This window comes from Mesorhizobium sp. B3-1-7 (assembly GCF_006439385.1).
GTDB lineage: Bacteria > Pseudomonadota > Alphaproteobacteria > Rhizobiales > Rhizobiaceae > Mesorhizobium.
On sequence record NZ_VFTL01000036.1, the window covers coordinates 50,780 to 75,424 of the forward strand.

The 24,645-nt window shown below is 62.9% G+C and carries 38 protein-coding genes; 20 read left to right on the plus strand and 18 right to left on the minus strand.

Annotated elements, in window-relative coordinates:
- Positions 1-143: 143 nt before the first annotated feature.
- Positions 144-863 (plus strand): Crp/Fnr family transcriptional regulator, encoded by a 720-nt coding sequence (locus tag FJ417_RS26005; RefSeq protein ID WP_140640895.1) that lies wholly within the window; start codon positions 144-146, stop codon positions 861-863.
- Between the two features lie 4 nt (positions 864-867).
- Here the strand turns inward: FJ417_RS26005 and FJ417_RS26010 are convergent, their stop codons facing one another.
- Both FJ417_RS26010 and FJ417_RS33235 read right to left on the minus strand, forming a co-directional pair.
- A complete protein-coding gene (locus FJ417_RS26010) occupies positions 868-1,167 on the minus strand; it encodes a DUF982 domain-containing protein (protein WP_140640897.1) in 300 nt (99 codons plus the stop codon).
- Positions 1,168-1,375: 208 nt separating this feature from the next.
- A complete protein-coding gene (locus tag FJ417_RS33235) occupies positions 1,376-1,552 on the minus strand; it encodes a hypothetical protein (protein WP_181167016.1) in 177 nt (58 codons plus the stop codon).
- Between the two features lie 150 nt (positions 1,553-1,702).
- Here FJ417_RS33235 and FJ417_RS26015 point away from each other — a divergent pair, with 150 nt between their 5' ends.
- Both FJ417_RS26015 and FJ417_RS26020 read left to right on the plus strand, forming a co-directional pair.
- Positions 1,703-2,722, plus strand: a complete 1,020-nt coding sequence (locus FJ417_RS26015; RefSeq protein ID WP_140785398.1) for an SDR family oxidoreductase — start codon at positions 1,703-1,705, stop codon at positions 2,720-2,722.
- A 17-nt stretch (positions 2,723-2,739) separates the two neighbouring features.
- Entirely contained in the window at positions 2,740-3,045 is a 306-nt protein-coding gene (locus FJ417_RS26020) for a hypothetical protein (RefSeq protein ID WP_140785399.1), read from the plus strand.
- Between the two features lie 15 nt (positions 3,046-3,060).
- On the opposite strand, the gene FJ417_RS26025 is transcribed toward FJ417_RS26020, so the two are convergent.
- Together FJ417_RS26025 and FJ417_RS26030 are read right to left on the minus strand one after the other, a co-directional pair.
- Complete coding sequence (locus FJ417_RS26025; RefSeq protein ID WP_140640903.1) at positions 3,061-3,246, minus strand: hypothetical protein; 186 nt, start codon at positions 3,244-3,246, stop codon at positions 3,061-3,063.
- An 81-nt stretch (positions 3,247-3,327) separates the two neighbouring features.
- Complete coding sequence (locus FJ417_RS26030) at positions 3,328-3,918, minus strand: NAD(P)H-dependent oxidoreductase (protein WP_181183298.1); 591 nt, start codon at positions 3,916-3,918, stop codon at positions 3,328-3,330.
- Between the two features lie 268 nt (positions 3,919-4,186).
- Between FJ417_RS26030 and FJ417_RS26035 the strand changes: the two genes are divergently transcribed.
- Both FJ417_RS26035 and FJ417_RS26040 read left to right on the plus strand, forming a co-directional pair.
- The gene (locus tag FJ417_RS26035; RefSeq protein WP_140785401.1) at positions 4,187-5,290 is read left to right on the plus strand and encodes a flavodoxin family protein; all 1,104 of its coding nucleotides are present in this window, start codon (positions 4,187-4,189) and stop codon (positions 5,288-5,290) included.
- Positions 5,291-5,297: 7 nt separating this feature from the next.
- Positions 5,298-6,359, plus strand: a complete 1,062-nt coding sequence (locus FJ417_RS26040; RefSeq protein ID WP_140640909.1) for a YihY/virulence factor BrkB family protein — start codon at positions 5,298-5,300, stop codon at positions 6,357-6,359.
- 16 nt (positions 6,360-6,375) lie between these two features.
- On the opposite strand, the gene FJ417_RS26045 is transcribed toward FJ417_RS26040, so the two are convergent.
- The 9 genes from FJ417_RS26045 to FJ417_RS26085 all read right to left on the minus strand — a co-directional run bounded on the left by FJ417_RS26045 (position 6,376) and on the right by FJ417_RS26085 (position 12,020).
- On the minus strand, positions 6,376-6,588 hold the full coding sequence (locus tag FJ417_RS26045; RefSeq protein WP_140640911.1) for a hypothetical protein: 213 nt from the start codon (positions 6,586-6,588) through the stop codon (positions 6,376-6,378).
- Between the two features lie 508 nt (positions 6,589-7,096).
- On the minus strand, positions 7,097-7,297 hold the full coding sequence (locus FJ417_RS26050; protein WP_140785402.1) for a hypothetical protein: 201 nt from the start codon (positions 7,295-7,297) through the stop codon (positions 7,097-7,099).
- Positions 7,298-7,367: 70 nt separating this feature from the next.
- Positions 7,368-7,655 (minus strand): DUF982 domain-containing protein, encoded by a 288-nt coding sequence (locus FJ417_RS26055; RefSeq protein ID WP_140785403.1) that lies wholly within the window; start codon positions 7,653-7,655, stop codon positions 7,368-7,370.
- 28 nt (positions 7,656-7,683) lie between these two features.
- A complete protein-coding gene (locus FJ417_RS26060; protein ID WP_140640917.1) occupies positions 7,684-7,986 on the minus strand; it encodes a DUF982 domain-containing protein in 303 nt (100 codons plus the stop codon).
- 317 nt (positions 7,987-8,303) lie between these two features.
- Positions 8,304-8,816, minus strand: coding sequence for a ferritin-like domain-containing protein (locus tag FJ417_RS26065; RefSeq protein ID WP_140640919.1), 513 nt, complete (start codon positions 8,814-8,816; stop codon positions 8,304-8,306).
- A gap of 156 nt (positions 8,817-8,972) precedes the next feature.
- Positions 8,973-10,283 carry an Nramp family divalent metal transporter gene (locus FJ417_RS26070; protein WP_140785404.1) on the minus strand — a complete coding sequence of 437 codons (1,311 nt, stop codon included), beginning with the start codon at positions 10,281-10,283 and terminating at the stop codon, positions 8,973-8,975.
- A gap of 228 nt (positions 10,284-10,511) precedes the next feature.
- Positions 10,512-10,721 carry a hypothetical protein gene (locus FJ417_RS26075; protein ID WP_140785405.1) on the minus strand — a complete coding sequence of 70 codons (210 nt, stop codon included), beginning with the start codon at positions 10,719-10,721 and terminating at the stop codon, positions 10,512-10,514.
- A 199-nt stretch (positions 10,722-10,920) separates the two neighbouring features.
- Positions 10,921-11,214, minus strand: a complete 294-nt coding sequence (locus FJ417_RS26080) for a hypothetical protein (protein ID WP_140640923.1) — start codon at positions 11,212-11,214, stop codon at positions 10,921-10,923.
- Between the two features lie 206 nt (positions 11,215-11,420).
- On the minus strand, positions 11,421-12,020 hold the full coding sequence (locus tag FJ417_RS26085; protein ID WP_246687546.1) for a Crp/Fnr family transcriptional regulator: 600 nt from the start codon (positions 12,018-12,020) through the stop codon (positions 11,421-11,423).
- Between FJ417_RS26085 and FJ417_RS26090 the strand changes: the two genes are divergently transcribed.
- Positions 12,006-12,755, plus strand: a complete 750-nt coding sequence (locus tag FJ417_RS26090; RefSeq protein ID WP_140785407.1) for a trimethylamine methyltransferase family protein — start codon at positions 12,006-12,008, stop codon at positions 12,753-12,755. The genes FJ417_RS26085 and FJ417_RS26090 overlap by 15 nt on opposite strands.
- Positions 12,756-12,814: 59 nt before the next feature.
- Here FJ417_RS26090 and FJ417_RS26095 read toward each other — a convergent pair whose 3' ends face one another.
- Positions 12,815-13,018 carry a CsbD family protein gene (locus FJ417_RS26095; RefSeq protein WP_140640927.1) on the minus strand — a complete coding sequence of 68 codons (204 nt, stop codon included), beginning with the start codon at positions 13,016-13,018 and terminating at the stop codon, positions 12,815-12,817.
- Positions 13,019-13,465: 447 nt separating this feature from the next.
- Here FJ417_RS26095 and FJ417_RS26100 point away from each other — a divergent pair, with 447 nt between their 5' ends.
- The 4 genes from FJ417_RS26100 to FJ417_RS26115 all read left to right on the plus strand — a co-directional run bounded on the left by FJ417_RS26100 (position 13,466) and on the right by FJ417_RS26115 (position 15,018).
- Positions 13,466-13,879, plus strand: coding sequence for an HD domain-containing protein (locus FJ417_RS26100; RefSeq protein WP_140651983.1), 414 nt, complete (start codon positions 13,466-13,468; stop codon positions 13,877-13,879).
- 70 nt (positions 13,880-13,949) lie between these two features.
- Positions 13,950-14,186 (plus strand): hypothetical protein, encoded by a 237-nt coding sequence (locus FJ417_RS26105; protein WP_140785408.1) that lies wholly within the window; start codon positions 13,950-13,952, stop codon positions 14,184-14,186.
- 149 nt (positions 14,187-14,335) lie between these two features.
- A complete protein-coding gene (locus FJ417_RS26110; RefSeq protein ID WP_140640931.1) occupies positions 14,336-14,545 on the plus strand; it encodes a cold-shock protein in 210 nt (69 codons plus the stop codon).
- 263 nt (positions 14,546-14,808) lie between these two features.
- Entirely contained in the window at positions 14,809-15,018 is a 210-nt protein-coding gene (locus tag FJ417_RS26115) for a hypothetical protein (RefSeq protein ID WP_140640933.1), read from the plus strand.
- A 140-nt stretch (positions 15,019-15,158) separates the two neighbouring features.
- Here FJ417_RS26115 and FJ417_RS26120 read toward each other — a convergent pair whose 3' ends face one another.
- The gene (locus FJ417_RS26120) at positions 15,159-15,422 is read right to left on the minus strand and encodes a hypothetical protein (RefSeq protein WP_140640935.1); all 264 of its coding nucleotides are present in this window, start codon (positions 15,420-15,422) and stop codon (positions 15,159-15,161) included.
- Between the two features lie 351 nt (positions 15,423-15,773).
- Between FJ417_RS26120 and FJ417_RS26125 the strand changes: the two genes are divergently transcribed.
- The 8 genes from FJ417_RS26125 to FJ417_RS33245 all read left to right on the plus strand — a co-directional run bounded on the left by FJ417_RS26125 (position 15,774) and on the right by FJ417_RS33245 (position 21,511).
- Positions 15,774-16,016: a hypothetical protein gene (locus FJ417_RS26125; protein ID WP_140640937.1), complete on the plus strand. Its 243-nt coding sequence runs from the start codon at positions 15,774-15,776 to the stop codon at positions 16,014-16,016.
- A gap of 38 nt (positions 16,017-16,054) precedes the next feature.
- A complete protein-coding gene (locus FJ417_RS26130) occupies positions 16,055-17,146 on the plus strand; it encodes a PAS domain S-box protein (protein WP_140640939.1) in 1,092 nt (363 codons plus the stop codon).
- A gap of 143 nt (positions 17,147-17,289) precedes the next feature.
- Positions 17,290-17,649 carry an SPW repeat protein gene (locus FJ417_RS26135; RefSeq protein WP_140785409.1) on the plus strand — a complete coding sequence of 120 codons (360 nt, stop codon included), beginning with the start codon at positions 17,290-17,292 and terminating at the stop codon, positions 17,647-17,649.
- A 142-nt stretch (positions 17,650-17,791) separates the two neighbouring features.
- Entirely contained in the window at positions 17,792-17,959 is a 168-nt protein-coding gene (locus tag FJ417_RS33240; protein ID WP_181177602.1) for a hypothetical protein, read from the plus strand.
- Positions 17,960-18,174: 215 nt separating this feature from the next.
- Complete coding sequence (locus tag FJ417_RS26140) at positions 18,175-18,615, plus strand: hypothetical protein (protein WP_140785410.1); 441 nt, start codon at positions 18,175-18,177, stop codon at positions 18,613-18,615.
- Positions 18,599-19,504, plus strand: a complete 906-nt coding sequence (locus FJ417_RS26145) for an HTTM domain-containing protein (protein ID WP_181183299.1) — start codon at positions 18,599-18,601, stop codon at positions 19,502-19,504. Before FJ417_RS26140 ends, FJ417_RS26145 begins: the two co-directional genes overlap by 17 nt.
- Positions 19,501-20,670, plus strand: coding sequence for an SdrD B-like domain-containing protein (locus FJ417_RS26150; RefSeq protein ID WP_140785412.1), 1,170 nt, complete (start codon positions 19,501-19,503; stop codon positions 20,668-20,670). Before FJ417_RS26145 ends, FJ417_RS26150 begins: the two co-directional genes overlap by 4 nt.
- A gap of 157 nt (positions 20,671-20,827) precedes the next feature.
- Positions 20,828-21,511 carry a hypothetical protein gene (locus FJ417_RS33245; protein ID WP_181183300.1) on the plus strand — a complete coding sequence of 228 codons (684 nt, stop codon included), beginning with the start codon at positions 20,828-20,830 and terminating at the stop codon, positions 21,509-21,511.
- 162 nt (positions 21,512-21,673) lie between these two features.
- On the opposite strand, the gene FJ417_RS26160 is transcribed toward FJ417_RS33245, so the two are convergent.
- Positions 21,674-22,141 carry an Lrp/AsnC family transcriptional regulator gene (locus FJ417_RS26160; protein ID WP_140785413.1) on the minus strand — a complete coding sequence of 156 codons (468 nt, stop codon included), beginning with the start codon at positions 22,139-22,141 and terminating at the stop codon, positions 21,674-21,676.
- Positions 22,142-22,282: 141 nt separating this feature from the next.
- Here FJ417_RS26160 and FJ417_RS26165 point away from each other — a divergent pair, with 141 nt between their 5' ends.
- Both FJ417_RS26165 and FJ417_RS26170 read left to right on the plus strand, forming a co-directional pair.
- The gene (locus FJ417_RS26165; protein ID WP_140785414.1) at positions 22,283-23,023 is read left to right on the plus strand and encodes a tryptophan 2,3-dioxygenase family protein; all 741 of its coding nucleotides are present in this window, start codon (positions 22,283-22,285) and stop codon (positions 23,021-23,023) included.
- Positions 23,024-23,300: 277 nt separating this feature from the next.
- Entirely contained in the window at positions 23,301-23,726 is a 426-nt protein-coding gene (locus FJ417_RS26170) for a DoxX family protein (protein ID WP_140785415.1), read from the plus strand.
- A gap of 93 nt (positions 23,727-23,819) precedes the next feature.
- On the opposite strand, the gene FJ417_RS26175 is transcribed toward FJ417_RS26170, so the two are convergent.
- Positions 23,820-24,125 (minus strand): hypothetical protein, encoded by a 306-nt coding sequence (locus FJ417_RS26175; protein ID WP_140651970.1) that lies wholly within the window; start codon positions 24,123-24,125, stop codon positions 23,820-23,822.
- Between the two features lie 76 nt (positions 24,126-24,201).
- Positions 24,202-24,471 carry a hypothetical protein gene (locus tag FJ417_RS26180; protein WP_140640957.1) on the minus strand — a complete coding sequence of 90 codons (270 nt, stop codon included), beginning with the start codon at positions 24,469-24,471 and terminating at the stop codon, positions 24,202-24,204.
- Positions 24,472-24,645: the final 174 nt, after the last annotated feature.

Below are 24,645 nucleotides of genomic sequence, written 5' to 3' on the forward strand. Positions count from 1 at the left end.
TCGCAAGTTCAATCCCTGGCCGCGATCATGGTTCCAAGCGGTTGATCCTGAGGGGAAATCCGCAGCGCGCCCGCCCTTGCTGCGCGGCCGCCCGCAACCGGTCCAGCCCTGCGGCGTTAGCTGTTGCGAATGGAGAACCCCGAATGCTGGAATCGCTCTACCTCAACCTCGGCCAGCATGACGCCCTGTCGGAAGAAGAGAAGGCGCTGCTCGTCGGCGCGATGTCGCTCGAACGATATGTCGCCGCCGGCGAGGATATCGCCACCGAAGGCACGCGGCCGACCTACAGCACGCTGATCATCGACGGGCTCGCCGCCCGTTACAAGGTGCTGGAGGATGGCGGTCGGCAGTTCACCTCACTGCAGGTCGCGGGCGATTTCGTCGACCTGCACGCTTTCCTGCTGAAGACGATGGATCACGGCATCATGGCGCTTTCGCCATGCCATGTGCTTGCCGCCGAGCATGGCAAGCTGAAGACGATCACCGAGCAGGCGCCGCACCTCACCCGGCTGTTGTGGCTCGACACGCTGGTCGATGGCGCCATTCACCGCGAGTGGATCGTGGCCATGGGGCGGCGCTCCAAGACCTCCCATCTCGCGCATCTGATATGCGAGCTCTTCGTCAGGTTGCAGGTGGTGAAAAAGACCCGCGAGATGAGCTTCCATCTGCCGCTCTCGCAGGCCGAACTCGCCGACGTGCTCGGCCTCTCCGTCGTCCATATGAACCGGGTCATCGGCACCCTGCGCCGCATGAACGTGATCAACTGGACAAGCCATATGGTCACGATCCTCGACTGGGAGCGGCTGGTTACGATCGCCGAATTCGATCCAACCTATCTCAGCATGACACGCGAGCCGAGATAGGCATCTAACTGGGCGGGGTCTTGGAGCGCGACCACAACTGGTCCAGCATGGTGAGCGCGGCACTCGGCTGGGCGGGCCTCAGGAGGCCTTGCTGCGCGGCGACCTTCTTGAAGGCGGCAAAGGCGATGGCCGGACGGCAGGTGCCTGCGATCGCGTCGTCCACCAGCCGGGCCGCTTCGAGATAGGCTGGCGCCTCCTTGTTCTTCCATGTGCCTCCGAGCGCCTTCTTGGCCTCCGCGACGGTGGTGACCACCATCGTGCCGCCATTGACGAAGCGTATGGTGAGGGGCAGGAAACGGCTCATCGGTCATTCACCACCCGAGCCATTCGCGCGTCCGCCAGGCAAGGCCGGCGAAGGGAGCGGCCGTGATCATGACAGCGGCGAGAATAAAAAGCGGGCTGTTCATAGACAAGGATTTCATGTTTCACCGTAAAAATTTCGGATGGCGATAAACGATGACTCCGCCAGTCGGTTGCATCCGGCCGGCCAGTTCGAGGCTACAAATCTGAGCCTACATATTGCTCGCGGGCCGGGCCGGCGGCGCCGGCCGGTGCGGCGGACGCGGGCGCGGCCTGAGCGGCACATCCGCCAGCGAGGCGCGGATCACCCTGACCGGGATTGGCGGCGCTGCGGCACGCCGGCGCAGCATTGCGGCCGAGAGGCTGCCGATGAGAGTTCGAACGTCCATGGGACTCCTCCTGAAGAGTCCCCCCAATGACCAAGCGTTAGCACCACGGCCGGGTGGCCGCATTTAACTTTGATGTATGCCCAGGCGTCTCGGCGAACCGGGGCCAACCTTTTCCCTTGGCATGCGTTGTCCTCTGAAAAGGAGACCACCATGCCGACCACCAGCCGAACGAAAACCGACACGGCCAAAAAATCATCCGCCGGCAAGAAGACAGATACGGCCAAGACCGCGCGCAGGCAGCGCGGCGTCCAGCGCAAGGTCGATGCCACGGACCGCAGCAAGCCGAAGCCGAAAGCCCCGGGCGCCATGCAGGCCGGCGCCCGAAGATATCCCACGCCGCCTTTCCCAAGGCAGCATCACCCCAAGCCCGGCGAGGAATGGGCGATCGAGCCGGCGCCGCTCTATGACGCGCCGTTCTGGCAAGGGTCGGGCAAGCTCAAGGACAAGGTCGCGCTGGTTACCGGCGGCGATTCCGGCATCGGCCGCGCCGTGGCCGTGTTGTTCGCACGCGAGGGCGCCGATGTCGCCATCGTCTATCTCAGCGAGGACCGTGACGCCAAAGCGACGAAGCAAGCGGTCGAGGCGGAGGGCAGGCGTTGCATCACTTTGCGCGGCGACGTCGCCAAACGTGCCTTCTGCCGCAAGGCGGTGGATGAGACGGTCAAGGCCTTCGGCAGGCTGGACGTGCTGGTCAACAACGCGGCTTTCCAGGTCCACTCGACCGATTTCGCCGATCTCACCGAAGCGCATTTCGACACCACGCTGAAGACCAATCTCTACGGCTATTTCCACATGGCGCAGGAAGCCGTGCCGCACATGAAATCGGGTTCGGCGATCGTCAACACCGGGTCGGTCACCGGCATCGAAGGGTCGAAGGAACTGGTCGACTATTCGATGACCAAGGGCGGCATCCACGCCTTCACCCGCGCGCTTTCCGGCAACCTTATCGGCAAAGGCATCCGCGTCAACGCGGTGGCGCCGGGTCCGGTCTGGACGCCGCTCAATCCGTCCGAGAAGGAACCGGAAGACGTTTCGCAATTCGGCGCCAAGACGCCGATGAAGCGGCCCGCTCAGCCGGAGGAAATCGCGCCGGCGTATGTGTTCCTGGCCTCGCCGCAATGTTCGAGCTACATCACCGGCGAAATCCTGCCGATCATCGGGGGTTACTGACCCATGAGGAGGATCTCATGAAAAAAGCGCTTCTCATTGCGGCTCTGACCCTGATCCCGGCCCTGCCGGCGGCGGCCCAGACCGCCGCGCAACCGAAGGACGAGCAGGCGCAGAACTGCCAGGCCAAGCCCGATGCCAACGACCAGCAGCAAAAACAGAAGCAGCAGGCCGATACGGATGAACTGTCGGAACAGCTCGGCAATTGCGGCGGCGTGCTGAAGCCGCCCCCGACCGGCGACAAGAACGCGACGCCGCCCCCGCCGACAGGCAGCGACATGCCGGTGATCAAGCCGGGCGAAGTTCCGCCGCAGACGGGTCAATGAAACCGGCATCCAAGGTCAGTGCTTGCGCTTCTCGTCCGCCGCCGGCTTGACGGCCGGCGAGCCTTGGGCTTCGCGCATTATCTGTAATGCCTCGTCGCGGGTGAGGCCGCATTTGCGGGCAAAATAAGCCGCTTCACTAATCTCGGCCGGGGAGGCCGCCGCAATCTCGGAAGGAGCTTGCCTGTCTTTCTTCTTGGCCATCGGCTCACCGCGCCATGAATCGCTTAGTCAGCTAAATATATATCCATTGTCCCTCATTGCAAATTCCGGAGACGGACCCGCTCAAAATCGTTCGAACTGCCGCTCCACATTGCGGGCGAATTTTGCCCGCTCCTCGCGGGTAATGTTCTCCACCGAATATTTAGCCAGATAGAGGTGTTTCTCCGTGCGTCCGCACATGGATTTCAAGCCGCGCAAAAGCACCTTTCTGCCCGGGTCCTGCATATAGAGCCTGGTGTACCACCATGGCGAGCCGAAGGTGGTGACCACGCCCATCCGGCGGATGTTCAGAAGCGCCGGTTTGATCGTGCCGCCATCCGTCGATAGTTCGAAGGCAACGCCCGGCCGCCACACGCGGTCGAAATATCCCTTGAGAACAGCGGGCATGCCCGACCACCAGGTCGGGAAGCAGAACACGCACGCTTCCGCCCATTGCAGTGCGTCGATGTAGACCTGCAGATCCGCCGGCGCGGGCGACGGACCGGCGTGCCCCTTCAACTCATCGACCCGCATGACGGGGTCGAATTTCATGGCATAGAGATCGAAGTCGACGACCTCGTCGCCCCTGGCCTTCAGGATCTCCACGACGCGCCGGTGCAGCGACGCCAGGTAGCTGTCCTGCGCCGGATGCGCGTAGACGACATTGACCTTCATCGCATGGCCCCCGCGCCTCTGATCCCGGCCTGAGGCTAGTTGAACGCCATTGCTTTGCCTAGGCTTGAGCATTGGTCGTACGCGGCCACTCATCGATAGGTGGCCGGAACCATCGCGCCGGCACCGGGTTGTGTTCAGCGGGCCGCGTCAGCCGGACCCGGTGGCAAAGAGAATACGGCTTGGTTTCTCCGGCTTCACGCCCTGGCCAACGAAAAGGCAGTCGAGCTCTTATCCCACCCGGCCCGCTCCGTATTGGCTTGGGCAGCAAATGGCAGAACAGACACAATCCGACAAAGCCGCCATGGAACCGCGCAAGGGCATGCCAAGCCCGCGCCTCGGCGAGGCGGAATTCAAACAGCGCTACAGGAAATTGTTCTACGACCCGGCCTTCGAGGCGGAAGCTGACGCCATCGGCCGGCTGGCCCAGATCGCCTGGCGGGCCTATAGCGACGAACGCAAGAGTCCGGTGACCCGGAAGGCGGGGCAGGGCTTCCACGACCCCGGCTACGACCTTTCGGTCGAATGGATCGCCGCGCATGATGCGGTCGAGGCCGCGCAGCGCCGGCACGAGGATAAGGCCGCGCCCTCGCGCATCCTGATCATCAACGGCTCGTCGCGCAGCGAGCATACCTGTCCGGGCGAGATGTCGAAGAGCTTTCGCCTGGTCGAGTTGGCGCGACGCGCCATTGCCGACAAGCAGGGCTTTTCGGTCGAGGTGCTCGATTTGGCGCGGCTCGCTTCGGAATACGGCCGCAAGATCTACCCCTGCAAGGCATGCTTCTCGACAGCGGCGCCCCTCTGCCACTGGCCGTGCTCGTGCTATCCGAACCACTCTCTCGGCCAGGTGCAGGACTGGATGAACGACATCTATCCGCTGTGGGTCGAAGCGCATGGCGTGATGATTGTCACGCCCGTCAACTGGTACCAGACGTCATCGCCGCTGAAGTTGATGATGGACCGGCTGGTCTGCGCCGATGGGGGCAATCCTGACCCGACGCTGACGCAGGGCAAGGGTGCAGAGCTTGCCAAAAAGGTGGAGCTGGCCGGCTGGGACTATCCGCGCCATCTCGCGGGCCGGCTGTTTTCGGTCGTGGTCCATGGCGACACCGAAGGCGCCGCCAATGTACGGCACGCGCTCGCCGACTGGCTGCGTTCGATGAAGCTCGACGCGATCGGTGAGGTGGCTGAGCTCGACCGTTATATCGGCTACTGGAAGCCCTATGCGAACAGCCACGACGAGCTCGACGCCGACAAGGACATCCAGGCCGAAGTGATCAACGCCGCTTTGGCCCTGGCCGAAGCAGTCGGGAAGCGTCGGGCAGGCGACTTTCCCACTATCGGCGCCCGGTTCGAGGATCCGCGTCAGAAGTGAGGGGAAGATGCCGCGCTGGCTCGACGAAGGCTGGATACTGCTGAAGGAAAGCGTCACCGGCTATATCGATGACAATGCGCTGAGCCATGGCGCGGCGATCGCTTTCTACGCCACCACGTCGCTGGCGCCGATCCTTTTGATCGTCGTGGCGATCGCCGGTGTCGCCATCGGCAATGATGCGGCCCAGATCGCGCTGTCGGCCGAGATTTCGGGCGTGATGGGGCCGCAAAGCGCCGACCTTCTGAAGGCCACTGTTGAGAGCGCCGCGCAGCGCTGGTCGAGCACGCTTGCCACGCTCATCGGACTGGTGACGCTTTTCGTCACCGCGTCGGGCGTCTTCGGCGAGATGCAGCAGTCGCTCAACGAAATCTGGAAGGTGAAGCCCAATGGCGTGTCGCTGTCGCGCCTTGTGCGGGCGAGGGCGGCGAGCCTCGGTCTCGTCGCGGCGCTCGGCTTCCTGCTGCTGGTATCGCTGGCGGCAAGCACGGCGATCTCGGCGCTGGGCGAATTGATCAACCGGCGCCTGCCGTTCGGTGGCGTGATCGTCAGCGGCGTCAACACGATCGTCTCTTTTGTCCTGATCGCGCTGCTTTTCGCCGCGATCTACAAGGTCCTGCCGGACCGCACGCTCAAATGGCGCGATGTCGGCATCGGCGCCGTGGTGACCGCGCTGCTTTTCACCATCGGCAAATCGCTGATCGGCTGGTATATCGGCACCAGCGCCATCGCCACCTCCTACGGTGCCGCCGGCGCGCTGATGGTCGTTTTGGTATGGGTCTACTACTCGGCGCAGATTTTTCTCTTCGGTGCCGAGATCACGCGCGCCTATTCGGTGCGCCGCGGCAGCCGGCGCGACCTCGCGCCGGTCATGGCGGACGCAAACGACCGGGCTGCGCAGCGCCATGCCGAACAAGTAGCCAAACCCGAGGCGGCGATGCCGGCCAGCGCTGGCACAGTCAGCAGGGAGGCCCCTCGGTCACCGGCATTCGGCGGCGAGATCGTCGCATGGATTGTCCTCAGCAGCTTGATCACTCTGCTTGTCACACGGGTCCTGCGCCGCGAAGGCTGATACCAACCTCGGACGCTTACCGCCGTTCTTCCTGACGTTTCTCGATTTCGTAGGATAGCCAGCGGCAGAACATGCCGATAACCGAGGTAGCGGCTCCGCCGAGCAGGCAAGCGATCAGCAACGGACTTTTCGATGCGCTGTCCCAGCTGACGATCGCCAGCAGCGTCACGCTCAGCGTGGAAATCAAATACCCTGTACCCTTGAGCAGATGAAGCGACGATCTGGTCATGCTGGCCCGCCTTGCAATGGAACTGACAACCCTGATCGAGGTTCCATTTACCCGATGTTCCACCACGACAGCTGCTGCATTAGGAGGCATCTAAGGGCGGTCGGGTGTAAACGCTTGTTGGCCTGCCGCTGGTTCTCGACAGGGCGGCGGGCTGGGACTCCGGACTCGCCCCTCAGCCCAACCGAATTTGCTCGTAGCTCAGGCGGGGCGTCATTGACCCCAGGCCAGCTATCGGCGGAACTCGAAAGCTGGGCCGGCAACAACCGACGTGCCGGGTAGCCGGCCGGGCGAGCCCTGCAGCCTCACGCCGACGAGGCGGATTCTTGTGGGACGACTTGACGAAGATTTGAGTCCCTTCTTCGTCAGCTGTTTGAACGCCCACCATTCGCGATTGATGGGCGCCGTTCGAAGACAGGTCATCCAGTTCAAGGGACGAGACCGGATGACATGCTGCACCGCATATCAGGTGGCTTTAGTTTGGCATACGCGATATTCGTTGCTCGCGGTCCTACCAGCTTTCGGCACGTGCATTGAGGCGCTTTGCCGCAAGATACATTACTGCCGACGCGGCACGGTTCCTGTCCCAGCCCGCAGCTTCCGCCTGTGCTAGCAGGCCATCGAGAGAGCCAGCCAACGCTTCCTGGCAATCGCTGTCGTATCGGGCGGCGTTTACCTCATGAACGGGTTTTCTAATGGCGAGTTCTGCCATCGAAGGTTCCTCATCATTTATCCAGGTTTGGTGCGAGGCGCCCCGACAATGGTCGTGGGCGCTCCGATCATCATTGGTGATGTGACGGCTGGGCTTTTCCGATGGCGGGAGGGATTGCTCCGTCCTCGACCAGGATATCCTTCCTGCGCGCGAACGCGGCGAAAACGCCTCGCGCGGTTTCCGCGTCGACGTCGCCAACCAAGGCCGCCTTACAGGCGCGGATCGCCGCTTTCTGCTCCGGGCTATTGCCGCACCAGTCGATCGCGAACTGATAGGCATCGACGACGGTGTTCAGTTGCCGGGGAAAGCCCAGTCCGACCCAAACGCGAAGGGGTTTCTCGAAAGGTTTGGAAAGCATCGCGAACTCCCATATAACCGCGATACTTTCAAGCAGTCAGTCCGCCGCCGCGGCCGCCTTTGCCGGTCATCCATGGCAAGGGGACGCTCACGTCCTCAAGAATTTTGACCGACTTTGCGAAACCGCGAAAGGCATCTCTGGCGGCAGTCAGCGGATAGCCGCTGTCGAATGCCCGCTGGCAGGCACGAAGGGCCGTTTCAAATATGGTTCCGCGCCTGTTTCTGGGCCACGCGTAGAGAAATTCCAGGGCATCTTCCAGGCACGCGATTTCCTGGATGAGGCTGTTTTCGGTCTTCACGAAAACAGGGCTGTCGAATATCCGATCGTTCATAACGTCCTCCAATCGAACGAACAATTGAGTTTAGGCGAAGGCTTGGGACCGACAGCGGCCAAGCCCAGCGGCGATATGGGTTTGAGGATTTTGAGCGTCAAGAGCTTCCCGGGTCGCTACAAGAACCGGCGCGCCAATTCTGTTACCCGCAACGGCTTTATCGGGTCCTGCAACTCGGCGTGATCGTTGGGTGTCGTGGGCAAGGGCGATCGCCATTCGATTGAACGTGGGTCCAACAAGCAGCAGCGAGCCCCGGCAATCTGAACTGACCCCGAAAGCTGGACCAAGGGAAAGCTGCGCCCGTGCGCGGATCGTCGCTACGCGGCTTCAGCCGCGACATTGACCGCGGATTCGGCGAGTTGGGTGAGCGCCGCGTCCGTTTCCTTTTCTTCGTTCAGCGTCTTGTCGAGCAGGGTGACGGCTTCGGTCAGGCCGAGCTCCTGCGCCCAGGTCCTCAGCGTGCCGTAGCGCGAAATCTCATAGTGCTCGACGGCTTGAGCAGCGGCCAGCAGACCTGCGTCGAGCGACGGAGATCCCTTGTACTCGTCCATGATCTCGGCGCCTTCCTCGGTGATGCCCATAATGGCGGCACACGTCTTGCCGGCCGGCTTCTTGTCGATCACCTCGAAGACTTCCTCGAGACGCGCGACATGTTCTTCGGTCTGGTCGCGATGTTTTTCGAACGCGGCCTTCAGCGCGTCATCCTGTGCCGCCTTGGCCATCTTCGGCAGCGTGGCGAGAATCTTCTTCTCGGCGAAATAGATGTCCTTCAGCGTGTCGTGGAAAAGTTCGTTCAGGCCCTTGTTCGAGGCCGCCTTCGTCGTCGCCATATCTGCATCTCCTGGTGAGGTTGGATCATCAACAACACGGCCTGACTGAACTTGTTCCAGAAAGAAATTCATGCGGGGCCCCGCCCAAAACATCATTTGTTATTGACTTGGCTCTGGTATGGAAACGGGCCGGCGGTAAGGCGGTTCGCAGCCCGCCTATAGGAACCACTGCGCCACGAGCCCCACCGACGAGGCTGCCATTGTCAACGTCGATAGCCAGCCAAGCGCCCGCAGCCAGCCTTGCAAAGGGAGCTCCCCCATCACGTCCTTGCGGCCGGCCATCAGCATCATGACGATCATCACGGGAACGGCGCATATGCCATTGATGATAGCGCTCCAGTAAAGCGCCTTGATCGGGTCTATCGGTGTGAACATGATCCCGGTGCCAAGAGCTGTGGCAGCGGCGAGCGTCGCGTAGAACGCCACGGCTTCCTTCGGCTTGCGCTGCAGCCCGACCGGCCAGCGCAGCGCTTCGCCGACGGCGAAAGCCGCTGACCCAGCCAGCACCGGCACAGCCAGAAGCCCGGTGCCGATAATTCCCATCGAGAAAATAATGAAGGCGAATTTTCCGGCCGCCGGCTCCAGCGCCTTTGCCGCGTCGGTGGACGAAGCAATGTCCGTCACCTCTGCCTTGTGGAGGGTGGCGGCCGTAGTGAAGATAATCGCGATGGCGATCAGATTCGAAAAGGCCATTCCGACCAGCGTATCGGCGCGTATCCGCCGGAAGGCTCTGGGCGCCTGCCACGGCGCCCACCGCAGCGGCTTGGCGGTTGGCTTGAGCTCTTCCTCTTCAACCTCCTGCGAGGCTTGCCAGAAGAACAGATAAGGCGAGATCGTCGTGCCGAGGATTGCCAGCAGCGTGGTGAAGAAGGCGCCGCTCCATTCGATGTGCGGGATGAACAGCCCTTTGGCCGCGTCCGCCCAAGGCACATTCGCGGCGAACATCGCGGCAACATAGGCGAACAGACTCAAGGTGGTCCATTTGAGGACTTTCACATAGCGGGTGTAGTCGAGGAAGATGATCGCGCCGATACAGACGATCGCGAAAACGATCACATAGAGCGGGCTCGGCCCGCCGACGAGCAGCTTCAATGCATCTGCCATGGCGCTGAGATCGGCGCCGATATTGATGACGTTGGCAAGGAACAGCAGCATGACGACCGCGTAAAGCAGCGAGGCCGGATAGTGCCGGCTGAGATTGCCGGAAATACCTTCGCCCGTGGTGCGCCCGATACGGGCGGCGATCTCCTGGATCGCGGCCATCAGCGGGAAGGTGAACAACATGACCCAGCCGATGTTGAAGCCGAGCTGGGCGCCGGCCTGGCTGTAAGTTCCGATACCGGACGGATCGTCGTCGGACGCGCCGGTAATGAAGCCTGGCCCGATCGTGCGGAGGAACCGCTGGAACGGGCCCTTTGCCGGCGTGTTGCTTTGTTCTCCCTCGACCTGGGAACCGACCTCGGTCATTGCCGGCCTTTCCAGCTTCGCTCAAGCGGGAAAGAAGCGGCCGTCGGAGCGACGGGTTGCGCAAGAGGCTGGGTGAGGCTGTTCCGCATAAAATGAGCACCGGCTAATGAAGGCATGATGTAACCGGCGGACATGACGTCGGTTCCACCGGGACCGCCACCTTGGCATCGCGGCCACACGGTCATCATCAACATTTGTTTGGCCAGCCCGCATTTGCGTCGGCGCCATCTAGCTTCTGCGGCCCACGACCTTGAACCCGAACACACCGGGGCGAAGCCGCGTCAGCTCGACGACCCGGATCCATTTCGCGGCGTCGCCGCGCAGCGTGACCTCGACCCCGAGCGCCCGTCGGGCAGCCACGAACGGCGCCATCGCCTCGACGGCGTGGCTTGCAAGGACGGTCTTGCCGTCCAATTGCTCGACGCGATAGGCCCTCATTGCGCCGGGTCCCCGCAGCAATGCGAGTTTGAGCGGCAACGCGAGGCGTTGAAAGTACATTTGATATGAGGGGCGGCTAATTCGTCACGAATTGCAACGAGTAGGTCGCAACATCGCTGCAGGCATAGGGCCGCTCTTTAAGTACAGCAAGTGCTGGACGCTCGCTCCGGTGCGGGCGTCCAGCGCTCTTCTGAGACGCTCAGTTATTGCCGGCGAGGTCCCTGGTCGCCTTGCAGAATTCATCGTGGGACTTCGCGATCGTCTCGTCTGCGCAGTCTTTCTTCATGGACGCGCGATCCTCTTCGGTAAGCGCCATCCAGGCTTTCTTGAACTCATCGCCCGGCCTCATGGTTTTCATGCCGGCATCGGTGAAGAAGGGCGACATTTTCTGGGGATCGTCCAGCGCGGACGTTCCGGTGTTCGCGCCGGCAAATGCCGAGCATGTCATGACCGAAATCGCGAACGCACTCATCAAGATCACTTTGGTTTTCATGGTACGCGTCTCCCTGCCTAATTTAGAAAATCCGCATCGAGATAGCGTTCTTGACGCGAAATAGTTCCAGCTAGCGGACGAAAAACAAGCAAGGCAATCGAGTATCATTCCCATCGCCTGCCTGGCGCACGGCGGTCCGGGCAGATTGTTCGCAGTTTTCACCGATTGACGAAGAAGACCGTGAGGATTTGACCCGTGAGTTCCGGCTAACGCGGCTCTCTCGTCATCGAGAGATAGGTCGGGTCGAACTCGGCGATCTGCTGCAGCTTCTGCCAATCGAGGATCGTCACCGTATGGGCCGCCCAGCCGATCACGCCGCTGTTGCGCAGCGCGCTGATGACGCGGTTCATATGCACCACCGACAGGCCAAGCACATCGGAGAGCTCCGCTTGCGAAACGGGCAGATGGAAGCTCATGCCGTTGGTGCGCTTGACCACCTGCAGCCTGACGAACAGCTCGCAGAACAGATGCGCTAGATGCGAGACTTTCGAGCGCCGCCCCATGGCGACGATCCACTCGCGGTGGATGGCGCCGTCGATCAGCGTGTCGAGCCACAACAGCCGCGTGAGGTGCGGCGCCCGCTCGGTGATGCTGCGCAGCTTCGAATGATCTGCCAGGATGACGCGGCAGGGCGAGAGCGCGATGACGCCGTGGTCCATGGTCTTCAACAGGAAGGCATAGAGGTCGACGAAATCGCCAGGAACCTGCAGCGAGGTGAATTGCCGGCCGCCATCGGCAAGCACCTTGTAGCGGGCAGCGAGGCCATCGCCGAGAACCGGCGGCCGCTGGAGATGCTGCTTGCGCATCTCACCCATTCCGACAAGCCATTCATGGGCAGCATCGCTTCGCCGGCGGCCGCCGAGGCGGTGATCGACCTGACCGCAGCCGCGATCGGCCGGCCGGCGCTCCCCGGCGAATGCAATCTTGTCCACCTCATCAAGGCCACGCCGCCGCTCACCTATTGGCCGAATCCGTTGAAGTGCCTGCGGGCGATCGCGCTGAAGGGCGAGGCGAGCATGGTCTCGTCCTATATGATGATGGGCGCGACGGCGCCCGTCACCGTGGCCGGCGCGCTGATCCAGGGCTACGCCGAGGTGCTGGCCGGGCTAGCGTTGGCACAGCTCTGGCGCCCGGGCGCGCCGGTGGTGATGGGCTTCCTCGCCTATCCGTTCGACATGCGCCGGATGCAGCCCAACTTCGGCGACCCGGCTTCGCAGCTCGTCCAGTTCTACGCCGCGGAACTGGGCAGGCGGCTCGGCGTGCCGGCGCGGGGCGACGGCGCCGTCACCTCGGCCAAGGTCGACGATGCGCAATCCGGCGCGGAAGGGGGCAGGATGCTTTCGGCCGCGCTGTCCTCGGGCGCCCATTTCATCCTGCACGCCGCGGGCTGGCTGGAACAGGGCCGCACGGTGTCGCGCGAAAAATTCCGCCGCGACGCCGCGGCGCTGGCGGGACTCCGCCGTGGCCGGACGGTAGAACCGCCCGCGCCGCTCGAGCGAGGAATCGAGACGGAGCTACGCGACCGTATCGAGCTCGCCTGACCAGCCAAAGGAAAAGGCGCTGCCGCGAGGCAACGCCTTCGTTTTCGGGAAGCCGGCTGCTACCAGCGCTGCATGTTATACCAGTCGTCGATGTCGCGGCGCACGCGATCCTTCTCCAGGCCGTAGCGTTCCTGGATCTTGCCTTCGAGCTGGTCGCGCTTTCCCGCAATGCGGTCGAGGTCGTCGTCGGTGAGCTTGCCCCACTGTTCCTTGACCTTGCCCTTCATCTGCTTCCAATTGCCTTCGACGCGGTTCCAATCCATTGCCGGACCTCCTGTTGGACACGGAAAGCTAACGGCAACGCCGTCGCGAGGTTCCTGCCGAAAAGCTTTTCTGCGTCGAGATCCTGCACCGAGCCCAACGACATGGCCGAAGGAGGTTTCATCTGGCGGTCATATTGAACCGGCAAACTGGCAAGCGCTGAACCAGGCCCCTCCGGTCAGCATGTTCCCAAGACTTCTCTTGCCCGGCTCCTGGTCGGGCTTCTTTTTAGGCGCCGCTTCGAAGGGGTGCCACAGATGGCCTGACCGTTCTTAAAAATCCGCGAGCAGCGGAACATTCGCCTGGCGCCGATGTTCTTGAGTGCAGGATGGCGCGCAGCCCGCTTCCCCCCCCCGCGAAAAGCGCGCCACCCGGGGCTCAGGCCCGAGCAAGCCCGCCTCGGCCGTCCCTCGCCGGGACGGGCTTTATTGTGACGAGATTGGAAGACCATGCTCCACGAAGCAGCAAGGATCGCTGAAGAGGCCCATCGCGGACAAACGGACAAGACCGGCCGGCCCTATATCGAACACTTGCGACGCGTAGCCGATGCCGTCGAAACGCTTGATGAAAAGACCGTCGCTTACCTGCATGACGTCATTGAGAAGGGCGAGGGCTGGACGCTCGACCGGCTACAGTCGGCGGGTTTTGGATTCGTGGTCGTGGCTGCCGTCGATGCGCTGACGAGGCGTCTGGACGAGAGCGAAGAGGGCTTCATCTGTCGCGCCGTCTCCAATGAACTGGCGCGACCGGTAAAGGAGGCGGATCTCAAGGACAATCTTTGGCAGGCTCACCAGGCGGGTGCTCCGGCGGAGAGATACGAGACCGGCCTGACCATCCTTGATCGTCTGGATGCAAGGGGCTGAATCTCGAGGCTGCGATGCGATCGCCTTGGCCTCGCGAATAAGCGAGCTCCAGTTCAAGCCGACCAGATAGATGAGCTTGACCGCCTGCGCTTCGCTTATTTCCGTTTCGCTCACCAGCCGCTGCACGAACTCGTCCAAGGGAAGGGTGGTTCTCATTCCAGATCGGGTCGTCGTCCGCCGTTGCCCTTTCTCTTCCAAGGTCCAACGCCTTGTCGGGTCGCTCGTTGCCATCGGCTGGTTGGCGCTCGATCGCAACACCATCTTCGGAAGTATTATTTTGAAAAGCCTTGTCGATCAGGAAATTTAGCGCTATGTATGGAAGGTCGATCTTGCTGAAAGAACGTTGTTTTCGCGCTAAATGGCGCACTTACGATCTTCCCTCTCAATTTCGAAGATAGCGTCGCTCGGCGATTGTCGGGCGCGTATAATTTTGCGTCGATTTGTAAGGAGATCGCAATGACTACTGGAACGGTGAAGTTCTTCAATGCCACCAAGGGTTTCGGCTTTATCGAGCAGGGCGGCGGCCAGCCGGACGTGTTCGTCCATATTTCAGCCGTGGAGCGCGCAGGACTGCGCTCTCTGGTCGAGGGCCAGAAGGTCAGCTTCGACATCGTGAAGGATGCTCGCAACGGCAAGAGCTCGGCAGACAATCTGCAAGCCGCCTGATCACAGCGCCTCGGGGTCCTTTGACCACGGATGTACTGGCATCGGCCGCACACGCGCGTTGGAGAAGGTCGGGCTGTGCCCGGCCTTTTTTGTTCTAATGCATGTCGCGCAAAAGTGACCTCGATTTTGCGACAACGACATGCATCAAGCAACGACCTAAAGCGCGTCGCGTGAATCCGTTTCGACGCGACGCGCTTTAGGCAATTCCTGGAAAAGTGTGACGCGCTTTTTCGTCCGGAATTGCGTGAAACAAGGAGAAAACAATGAAGTCGCTACCGGATACCGGCCTGTTCAAGCCGGTCCCATCCCGCACGGAAGCCAAGACCGACACGACGTCCCGCGTCGCGCGACAGATACAGGACCTGGAAGCGGCTGCCCGGGCTGCCAAGACGAAGCGGTTGCGCGAAGCCAGGCTGGCGCAAGAGGCCGACGCACCTCCCGTCGCGCCGAAGAAACCAGCCCGCAAGCGCTAGCCAGCAAAGGCTGGCCGGCAGGTCATACTGCGAGAGCAGGCAGGAGGAAGTTTCCAGGGCGCCTCGATTGGTTGAACGCAGCGGCCTCGACCCCAAGTTCGCCAATCGCATGACGCGACTGATGGGGGAGGGCGAGGCTTTTATGCGCCCCGATCCACCTGAAGCAGGTGTTCCATGGACCCGTCCGGCAAGGATCGCTCGCTGAGCGCTCTTTCCAGATCGTTGCGATTGTCGCGGCCGCTGGCATCGGGCAGGTCGAGCGCGGTAAGCGCCTGTTCATCGAATTCCACGATCGCCCCATAGAGTTGCGCGACTTGCAGAACCAACTCCTCGATGTCCTCGCGGGCGATGTTTTCGGCGAGATTTAGGAGCCTTATCTCCTCAGCCACCACGACCAGATTCACGACTCCGTGAGCCCACAGGGCGGTCTGTACCCGGCTGTGGGCGTCGTCTCTCAGCTTGTTTGTGTATCTTATCCGCATGGAAAACCCTCCCTTTCACGGACGGTTTGTCCCTTTGACTCGATGATGCTCCCCTGGCCCTGGAATGGCAAGTGGAAATTAAAAAAATAGAAACGATATCAGTCAGTTATGATAGAGCACGTAGTGCTTGGTAGACGCATCGTTGGCATCGTTGGTCTGTTGCGGTTTTGACTCACAAAGCGACCTTGACGTTTCATTGGACGTAACCTAGTTAATTGCAAAATAAGACATATACTAACTCGTGGCATTTGTAGCCTTTAAAGGGAGGCACATGTGGCTGAACTTGAGCGTCCGCAGCGTTTGCAGATCATGCTCAATGACGAAGAACTCGCGGCTCTGGAGAACTGGCGCTTTGAAAAGCGCATGCCCAGCCGCTCCGCGGCGGTGCGGGAGCTTTTGCGCCGCGGCCTCGCCTCGGAAGGGTTTCTGATGGCGGAAATCGGGATCAAGTCGCAGGATTTCGGCGTCGTGCGACCGGCGAAAGCGCACGGCGACGCCGAGAACTCGGCCGATTAGGATGTTGCCTTTATGCAGTCCGGCGCTACCTTCAGCATATGACAAAAATCGGGGGGATTATCCGCCAGGACGCAAGCGCTGACGCACGCCTGGCGGCCATCGTCGATTCTTCCTACGATGCCATCATCGGCAAGGATCTGAACAGCATCATCACCGATTGGAACCAGGCGGCTGAGCGCGTCTTCGGCTACAGCGCCGAAGAGGCCATCGGCCAGTCGATCCTGATGCTGATCCCCGATCATATGCAGAACGAGGAGAGCGAGATCATCGCTCGGATCCGCGGCGGTGAGCGCATCCCTAGCTTCGAGACCACCCGAAGGCGCAAGGACGGATCGCTGGTTGCCGTTTCGCTGACCATCTCGCCGATCAAGAACAGTGCCGGCGACATCGTCGGCGCATCGAAAATCGCCCGCGACATCACCGCCGCCAAGGAAAGCGAGCGCCGCATCCGGCTTCTGATGCGCGAAGTCAACCATCGGGTAAAGAACCAGTTCGCGGTGATCCTGTCGATGGTCAGGGAAACCAGCAAGCGCTCGACCGATCCTGTCGAGTTCGAGCAGATGATCCGCTCGCGCATCATGGCGCTGTCGCGCTCGCACGATTTGCTTGTCACCTCGGAATGGGCCGGCGCCAGCCTTTTCGACCTGATCCAGGAGCATTTGAAGCCCTTCGGCCACGAAGAGCGCATCTCGCTTTCCGGGCCGCTGCTTACGCTGCAGTCCAATGCGGTGCAGAATCTCGGCATGGCCTTCCATGAGCTCGGCACCAACTCGGCCAAATACGGCGCGCTGGCGGCCGAGGGCGGCCGCGTCGAAATCACCTGGAAGGTCGAGGCCGGTCCCGAGGCGCAGCGGCGCTTTCATCTTCTGTGGCACGAGACGTCCGGGGCGACAGCAAGCGAAGCCGGGCGGAACGCGGCCGACCGTAAGGGTTTCGGCGACCGCAAGGGTTTCGCCGACCGCAAGGGTTTCGGCACGGTGGTGCTGCAGCGGGTGGCGCCGCAGTCGCTGAGCGGTTCCTCAAGCCTCGAACGCGCTCCCGGCAGCGTGAAGTGGGAGCTCGACGCGCCGCTCGAGGCAATCGTCGTGCCGCAGCTGGGGGCGGAGGACGAAACCGACTTCAGCCTCTGAGAGGCTGCGCTCCCTGGCGCGCGGGGCTGTCCATCCGGTCGGCACCTTGCAGCTTCATAGAAGCGTAATTACATCAATGGCTAAGCGTGCGATGTCCACGCGAATGCAATTGCTTTGGTCAAGCTTCATCCATGGAGGTTGTCATGGCAAGCAAAATGATGGAAGCAAGAAAGAGCCAGGACTGGATCACTCTGGTCCTCGCGATTTGCCTGTTCATCTCACCCTGGGTCATCGGATTCACCGCGGCGATGGTGCCCGCGTGGAACGCCTGGATAGTCGGCGTTCTGCTCGGCGCGCTGGCGCTCGCGACGCTTTCGGTGTTCGCCGAATGGGAGGAATGGGTAAACGTCGTCCTCGGGCTCTGGCTGATCGTGTCGCCCTGGCTGCTGGGCTTTGCGGCCGACACGCATGTCATGGCCACGCACGTCGTGCTCGGCGTGCTGGTGGTCGCGGCATCGGCCTGGGCCGTCTGGGACTTCCGTCATCCCCACGCGCATGCGTGAGCGGTGACTGAGCGGGAGCCCGCCGCGCAAGCGGCGAGCCCCTGGTATTGCGGTATCGGGGCATCGGGCTGGACGGTGATTGCGGCGTTCACGCAATTGCTGCAACCGGGAGCCTTTTCGTGCATTCTTGGGAATGGTCTCGATGCTCAACCCCGACACCCCCGCCAAATGCTGCTCCTATTGCGGCGGCCGCGACCATGATTTCGAGGAATGCCCGAAACGCAAGGCCGACGCGGAGAAGGAAAAGGTGGCGCGGGCGGCTGACGCTATGCCTTTGTTCGCCAGCGAAGATGTATCGATAAAATCCTAAGGCCGCGATCCTTCGCGCTGTCCCGCCGACATCCACGTTGTCCGCTCCAGCACTCATCCGCTCGGGAGCACCCGCAGCCTCCGCAAAGATCTTGCCCTTGATCCTCGCCATCGAGGCGGGTGGGGTGCCCGCGCGCCGCGCCGCGTCCTGACTTTTTCTGGGATGGTCGCGGAACGGCCGTTGAACCGGTCTATGGTCGGGACGGGGGGTATTCGGTGGCGGACATCATCTCGATTGGAACAGGCGCGGAGCCTGCCGGATGGCTGTCGGCGGGACGCTTGCGGCTGGTCGCCTTCACGGCGATCGCCGCGTTCATGATCGCCGGTCCGGCCGCGGAGCAAATCTTCGGGGTGCAGACGCCATGGCTGCGCTCCTGGACCATGTTCAGCGCGATCGGGCTGGGCGTCATCGACGCTTCCTTCGAAATCCGCCAGCCGGACGGCGCGCTCATCCCGCTCGACCGGTTCGAGATGCTCGGCGCTTCTCGCGGCGGCAGGCTGAAGCGGATCGAAAGTCGCGCGGAACTGGCATCCGTCGTCAAACGGCTCTGCACGACCGCCGGGCAGGGCGCCGACATCCGCGTCCGCGCCCGGCTGGGCACGCGCAGCGGCTGGCAGATAATCCATACCGATGCCGAAAATGCCTGCGCCGGCTGACGCGATCACCGATTGGATGAGCTGGCGTTCGGCGCACGCCGTGGCGGCGCGCTTCGTCGGCTGGGCGGTCGATACGGAGGGATCGTCGCGCTCCTCCGCATTGATCCGCATCGGCCTGGCGATGCTGTTCTGGTCGCGCTGGGCCGGCGAGTTGCTGCTCTACAGGGACCAGTCGGCGATCGGCCTGTTTCTGGCAGCCAACTTCTTCGTCGCGACGACGCTGCTGTTCGTCGGCTATCAGAGCCGCGCCGCCGCTGTTTGGGCCGGATCGGTCGGGCTGGTGATGTACTATTATTTCGGCCACCAGCTTGGGCGCGAGCCCTGGACTCACCACCATACCTATCTGCTCGCCGTCGCGGCACTTCTGGTCGCGCTCACCCCATGCGGCCGCTCCTATTCGCTGGACCGCTACCTGGCGGTGGCGCACGCCGAGCACATGGGCATTGCGCCGCCGGCGGAGCGCGGCAATGTGTGGGGGCTGCGGCTGATCGTGGTGCAGCTGTCGGTGCTCTATTTCTTCGCCGCCTTCGACAAGTCGAACCATGCCTTTCTGAGCGGCGCGCGGATCGAGCGGATCTTCCTCTGGTTCTATGCGGGTTCGGATTACCCGGCCGGCCTTGCCTTGACCGCCACGATCGTATCCTTCGGCGTGGTCGCGCTCGAATATGGCCTTGCCTTCGGCCTGCCGTTCCGTGCGACGAGGCGCTATCTGGTCCTGCCGGGCCTGGCCTTTCACGCCATCATCTATCTGACGCTGCCGGTCTATACGTTCAGCGCGACCATGGCATTGCTCTATCTCGCCTATTTCGATGCGGATGCCGTGGACAGGATCATCGCGCGGCTCCAGGGGATCGGACCGACACCGGCTGCCAGAGGGGAAATTTCGTGAAGCGTGGTTTGTCGTTCCCGGGCGCCGTCGTCGTCGCGGCCACCGGCCTGGCCATGGTCTGGGGCTCGGCGCGTGCCGGCAGCGCGGCGGACTATTATCCCAGGCGCGCGTGGGACGCCTTCAACGGCGGCCAGATGAACACGTCGATCCTGGTGTTCCGCGACCGCAACAGGAACGGGATCTACGATCTCGGCGACCGGCCGATGTCGCATGTGGCCGTCGAGCTCGGCAAGCCGAATGGCGACACCATCATGCGATGGACCAATGTCAGCGGCTTTGCCAACTTCCGGATGTCGGTTCTCCAGCGCAATCTCGAGGTTGTCGATCCCGGGCATTATTCGTTCCGGGTCGTGCCTCCGCCGGGCTTTTCCGTCACCACCGCAAACGCGTCCCAGGAAAGCGATTATGCGGCTTCCCCCGGCTCGCCGGGCGACATGATCGCGCAGCGCACGACGCATCCGGTCGGCCTTGCCGCGGACCTGACGATCAGCGGCGTAGCCGCTCCCGGGGCGCGAATTTCCCTCACCGGGCCTGACGGGGCAGGCGTCGCCGCCAAGGTCGATCCGGATGGGCGCTTCAGCGCGCCCGTGACATCAGGCGAATGGCTGGTCGAGGTTTCGGCAGACGGGGCGACCGAACGGCGCAAAATCGTGGTCGGCGAGGCGCCGGTCGTGCTCTCCGCGTTTTCGGGCAAGGGCGGGTCTGCCGAGGAGCCGCTGCCCCGACAGCACGTCGTCGGCTTCGACGACCTTATGACGACGTCGGGCGTGTTCGAAATTCCGTCCGGCTATGGCGGGCTCGACTGGTACAATCTCGTTGCCATGCACCAGCGTTTCACCGACGGCCCGGGTTACATCAACACGACGATGTCGGGCGAATTCATCGCCTATAACAGCTCAGGCCACCCCGGGCAGGTGTTCAGCGACAAGCCGTTCGATTTCACGGGCGCCTATTTCGGCGTCGGCTGGAACGACGCCGAGGGCGAGACGCTTGTTCTCAAGGCCTGGCGGGGCGACCAGCCGGCCTATGAGGATCAGCTTGTGCTGTCCGCGAGCGGCCCGGTCTATTTCGCGGCCGACTACAGGCGCATCACGCGGCTCGAGATCCGGACGCTGCACTCCTGGCAGGCCGCAATGGACGACTTCGCCTACCGCACCGGTCCATAGAGCAATTCCAGGAAAACTGCGCAGCGGTTTTCCGTCCGCGCGCAAACAAAGGCTTGATCCAGGTCCGTTTGATCCGCTTCGGCGCGACGCGCCTCAAGGTCAAGCCGCGTCAGCAAGACGATCGCCAGGAAGCGCCGCAGGAACCGACGTTGCCGGAATGACCGGAACCGGTGTTGTGATGGCCGGCGCCGCCACCGCCGCCCGAACTGCCATTGCCGCCGGTTCCACCATTGCCAGTGCCACCGTTGCCACCATTCCCGGCGGAGCCGCCGTTGCCGGCGCCACCGTTGCCGCCGTCGCCGCCATTTCCGCCGGAGCCGCCATTGCCGGCGCCGCCGTTGCCGCCGTCGCCGCCATTTCCGCCGGAGCCGCCATTTCCGGCGCCACCGTTGCCGCCGTCGCCACCATTCCCGCCGGAGCCGCCATTGCCGGCACCACCGTTGCCACCGTTGCCGCCATTCCCGCCGGAGCCGCCGTTGCCGGCGCCACCGTTGCCACCGTTGCCGCCATTCCCGCCGTCGCCGCCATTTCCGCCGGAGCCGCCATTCCCCCCATTCCCGCCGTTGCCCGCTGCGGCCTGAGCCAGAAGAGCGCGGTTGGCGTCCTGGATGAGCGCAGCCGGGTCCATCGACCGGTGGACTCCGTCCCGCGGCTCCGACAGGACCGACGCGGCGTGGGTTGCCATGGCCGTCGCCAGCAGCATGGTCGATGCGAGCAGCACCGCTGCCGAATTGCTTTTGAGTTGTGGGAAGATGGGGCGCGCGATGTCGGCATTCGCCGCCGATGTGAAAAACCGCGGACGCCCAGCCGACAAGACAGGCTCCGCCCCGATTCTGCTTGAGATGATATCAGCCACCCGCATACCCCCGATCCCGACTTATAGACCGGTTCGGCGCGCGTTCTTCGACCATGCCAGAAAAAGTCAGGGTCCGGCGCGGTGCGGCTGGCATCCGCGGTTCGGTTTGGGGAGGGCCCGCCGAGGCTTCAAATCACCTTGCAACTCCTAAAGCGACGCGCGCGCCGCCGCCTCGGCGAACGAGATGTCGCCCTTGATCTCGCGCATCGCCATCGAGGTGACGGTGCGGCGAACGCCTGGCAGACGGCTGAGCTCCTCGCGCAGCATCCTGTCCAGCGCCCTCATGTCGACGGTGACGATCTGCAGGAGATAGTCGGCCTCGCCGGTCGTGGCGTAGCAGCGGCGGATCAGCGGGTGTTTCCTCACTGCCGCCTCGAAGGCGTCCGACACTTCGAAGTCGATCGACACCTGGATGAAGGCCTCGATGCCGAAGCCGATCGAAGCGGGATCGACACGGGTGGAATAGCCGCGGATGACGCCGGCCTCTTCCAGCGCCTTCACCCGTTTCCAGCATGGCGTCTTGCTCAGGCCCACTTCCTCGGCCAGCTCGCCGAAGGAGAGGCGCGCGTCGCGCTCCAGGGCCGCCACGATCTTGCGGTCGAGCATATCCAGCATGAAGCGTTCTCCAAATATCCATAAAAGACGAAGTGTCGTGCTCCAATCCAGGAATATTGGATAACAGAAAGGAACAATGTTCAAGCGCGAACGCGCTATCCTTGGCGCCTGCCTAACCATGCCCGCGCCAGGAGATGAGCCATGGACAAATCCGACTACCACGCCCGCATCGAGGCGCCCGAGATGCGCGACTACGGCGTCTATCTGCAATGCGACAAGCTGCTCGCCTGCCAGAAGCCGCTTGCCGACATGGTCAACGCCGACGAGCTGCAGTTCCAGATCGTGCACCAGATCGAGGAATTGTGGATGAAGCTGATCGCCTACACGCTGGTCGATGTCCTCGACTATCTGGAGAGGCAGGACACGCACCGCATCGTCACGCTGATGGGTCGCGTCCACCGGCTGATGCGCATGATGACGGCGCAGCTCGATCTCCTGGAGACCATGTCGCCCAAGGAGTACCAGCAGATCCGCCTGCAGCTCGGCAATGGCAGCGGCCAGGAATCGCCGGGCTTCAAGCTTTTGCTGCGCCTGCCGCCGGATCTTTGGCGGGCCTTCAAACATGCCTATCTCGACGGCCGCGGGCTGACCGTGCAGGACATCTATGACGAGCATTACGACCACGGCGATGCTTACGTCGTGGCCGAGGCGCTGATCGAATTCGACGAGCTGTTCCAGAAATTCCGCGCCAATCACCTCTATCTGATCCACCGCTCGATCGGGCTCGGCGCGAAGTCGCTGAAGGGCCGGCCGGTGGAAATCCTCGAAGGCGGCGCCCGCCACCGCTTCTTCCCCGACCTGTGGGACATACGCTGCGACATGACCGATCGCTGGGGCGCCGAATACGGCACCGTGCGGGAATCGATCAGCCATCCGGGCTGAGCCTTTTTCCTCGCCCGCGCGAAGCGGGGGGAGGTGGCCGCGTAGTAGCCGGAGAGGGGCCTTCGTAGAGCGCAGAGTTGGCGGGAAGGGCTCGTCGCGTGGCGTTCATGCTGCCGCCGCCGGCGCAGCCCCCTCTCCGTCGCGGCTTCGCCGGGCCACCTCTCCCCGCCTGCGGCAGGGGCGAGGAAGAGGGCGCTCCAAACAATTTTCTCCATCCCTGTCGGAACCATCTCCCTCCGCCCGTCCTTGGGGCATCAACAGACAAACCCGGAGGAACATCGTGGAAACGCAATCGACCTGGCAGACCACCGCCGCCATTCTCGTCGCCCGCCTGATCTTCGCCGCCATGTTCGCCATGGGCGTCGCCTTCAAGCTGATGGATATGGGCGCCACGGCCGGCTACATCGCCGCCGCCGGCTTCCCGTTCCCCCTGTTCCTCGCCTGGTGCGCGGCGATCCTTGAAACGCTGCTGGTAATCGCCTTCCTGACCGGCGCCTTCATGACGCCGCTGGCGCTGATCGGCGCGGTTTATGTCGTCTTCCTCGGCTTTGCCTTTCACGGCCCGTCACACTGGACGGCGGACCAGGCCGAGTTCGGCGCCTTCATGTCGCATTTCCCATTCGCCGCCGGCCTGCTCTACGCCGCGGTCCACGGCCCGGGCAGCGTGCTCGCGCTCAAGCAGGGCTGGCCGGGCCGGGCATGACCCTTCCTTCTTCCCGTTCTAGGGGGAGAAGGTGCCCGAAGGGCGGATAAGGGGCGGCGCCTGCATCTCCAGGCAAGGCGCCCTCCCATCGCCTCACATCTGGTCGTTATACGGCTCCTTCATCTGCCCGACCATGCGCGCCAGCTTGGAGAAGGACGGCATGTCCGCTTCCGGCTGGCACTGGTTGGCAAGTTCGAGCAGGCGGATCGGGAAATTGATGGCGTCGCGGTTCGATGCCGAGATCGCCTCCGAGCGCTCCTCGCCGGTCTCGCCGGCTTCGGCCTTGCGCAGCGCGATGTCGATCTCCTCGACGCTGAGCACGCCTTTCTTGACGAGCACATGGTTGATTGCGGCGACAGCCATCAGCAGGCCCTCGAGCTGAAGATTGGCGACGTTCATGGCGTTCCTCCCATTGACCTCGCCTCAAGAACGCATGAGGGGCGTTTCCGATCCGGACGGGGAAAGCCGGCGCGGTTCAGGCCTCCATCCACCGCTCGCCATATTCGCTCCAGAGCTGCCTGATCTCGCGGTTGCCGAGCGGCGGCGTCTGGCGGTCGCCATAGAAGACGGCGACGGCGCTGAGGTCGTATTGGCCCTCGGCCTGGGCGATGAAGCGGATCGCTTCGCCGAGTGGTCTCGAATGGAAGATCGGATCGGCCTGGCCTCGGCCAAGGCTGCGAACGCCCGAAATGCTTGCAGGTACATGCCGCATCCGAAAGACGGATGCCATGGCAGGTCTGTCCATGCCGCTCTCCGCGATTCCCTTGGGGAATGATCCCATAAGCTCCGGCTAATGACCAGCCCGGGGGGACAACCGGCCACAGCAAGAGAGCGGCCAAGAGGGTTGTGTGCGTCAAGTTCTGCAAAAAGGGGCGGCCATGAGGCTGATCATGCGGCTTGGCGCAGAGCGAGCTTCTTG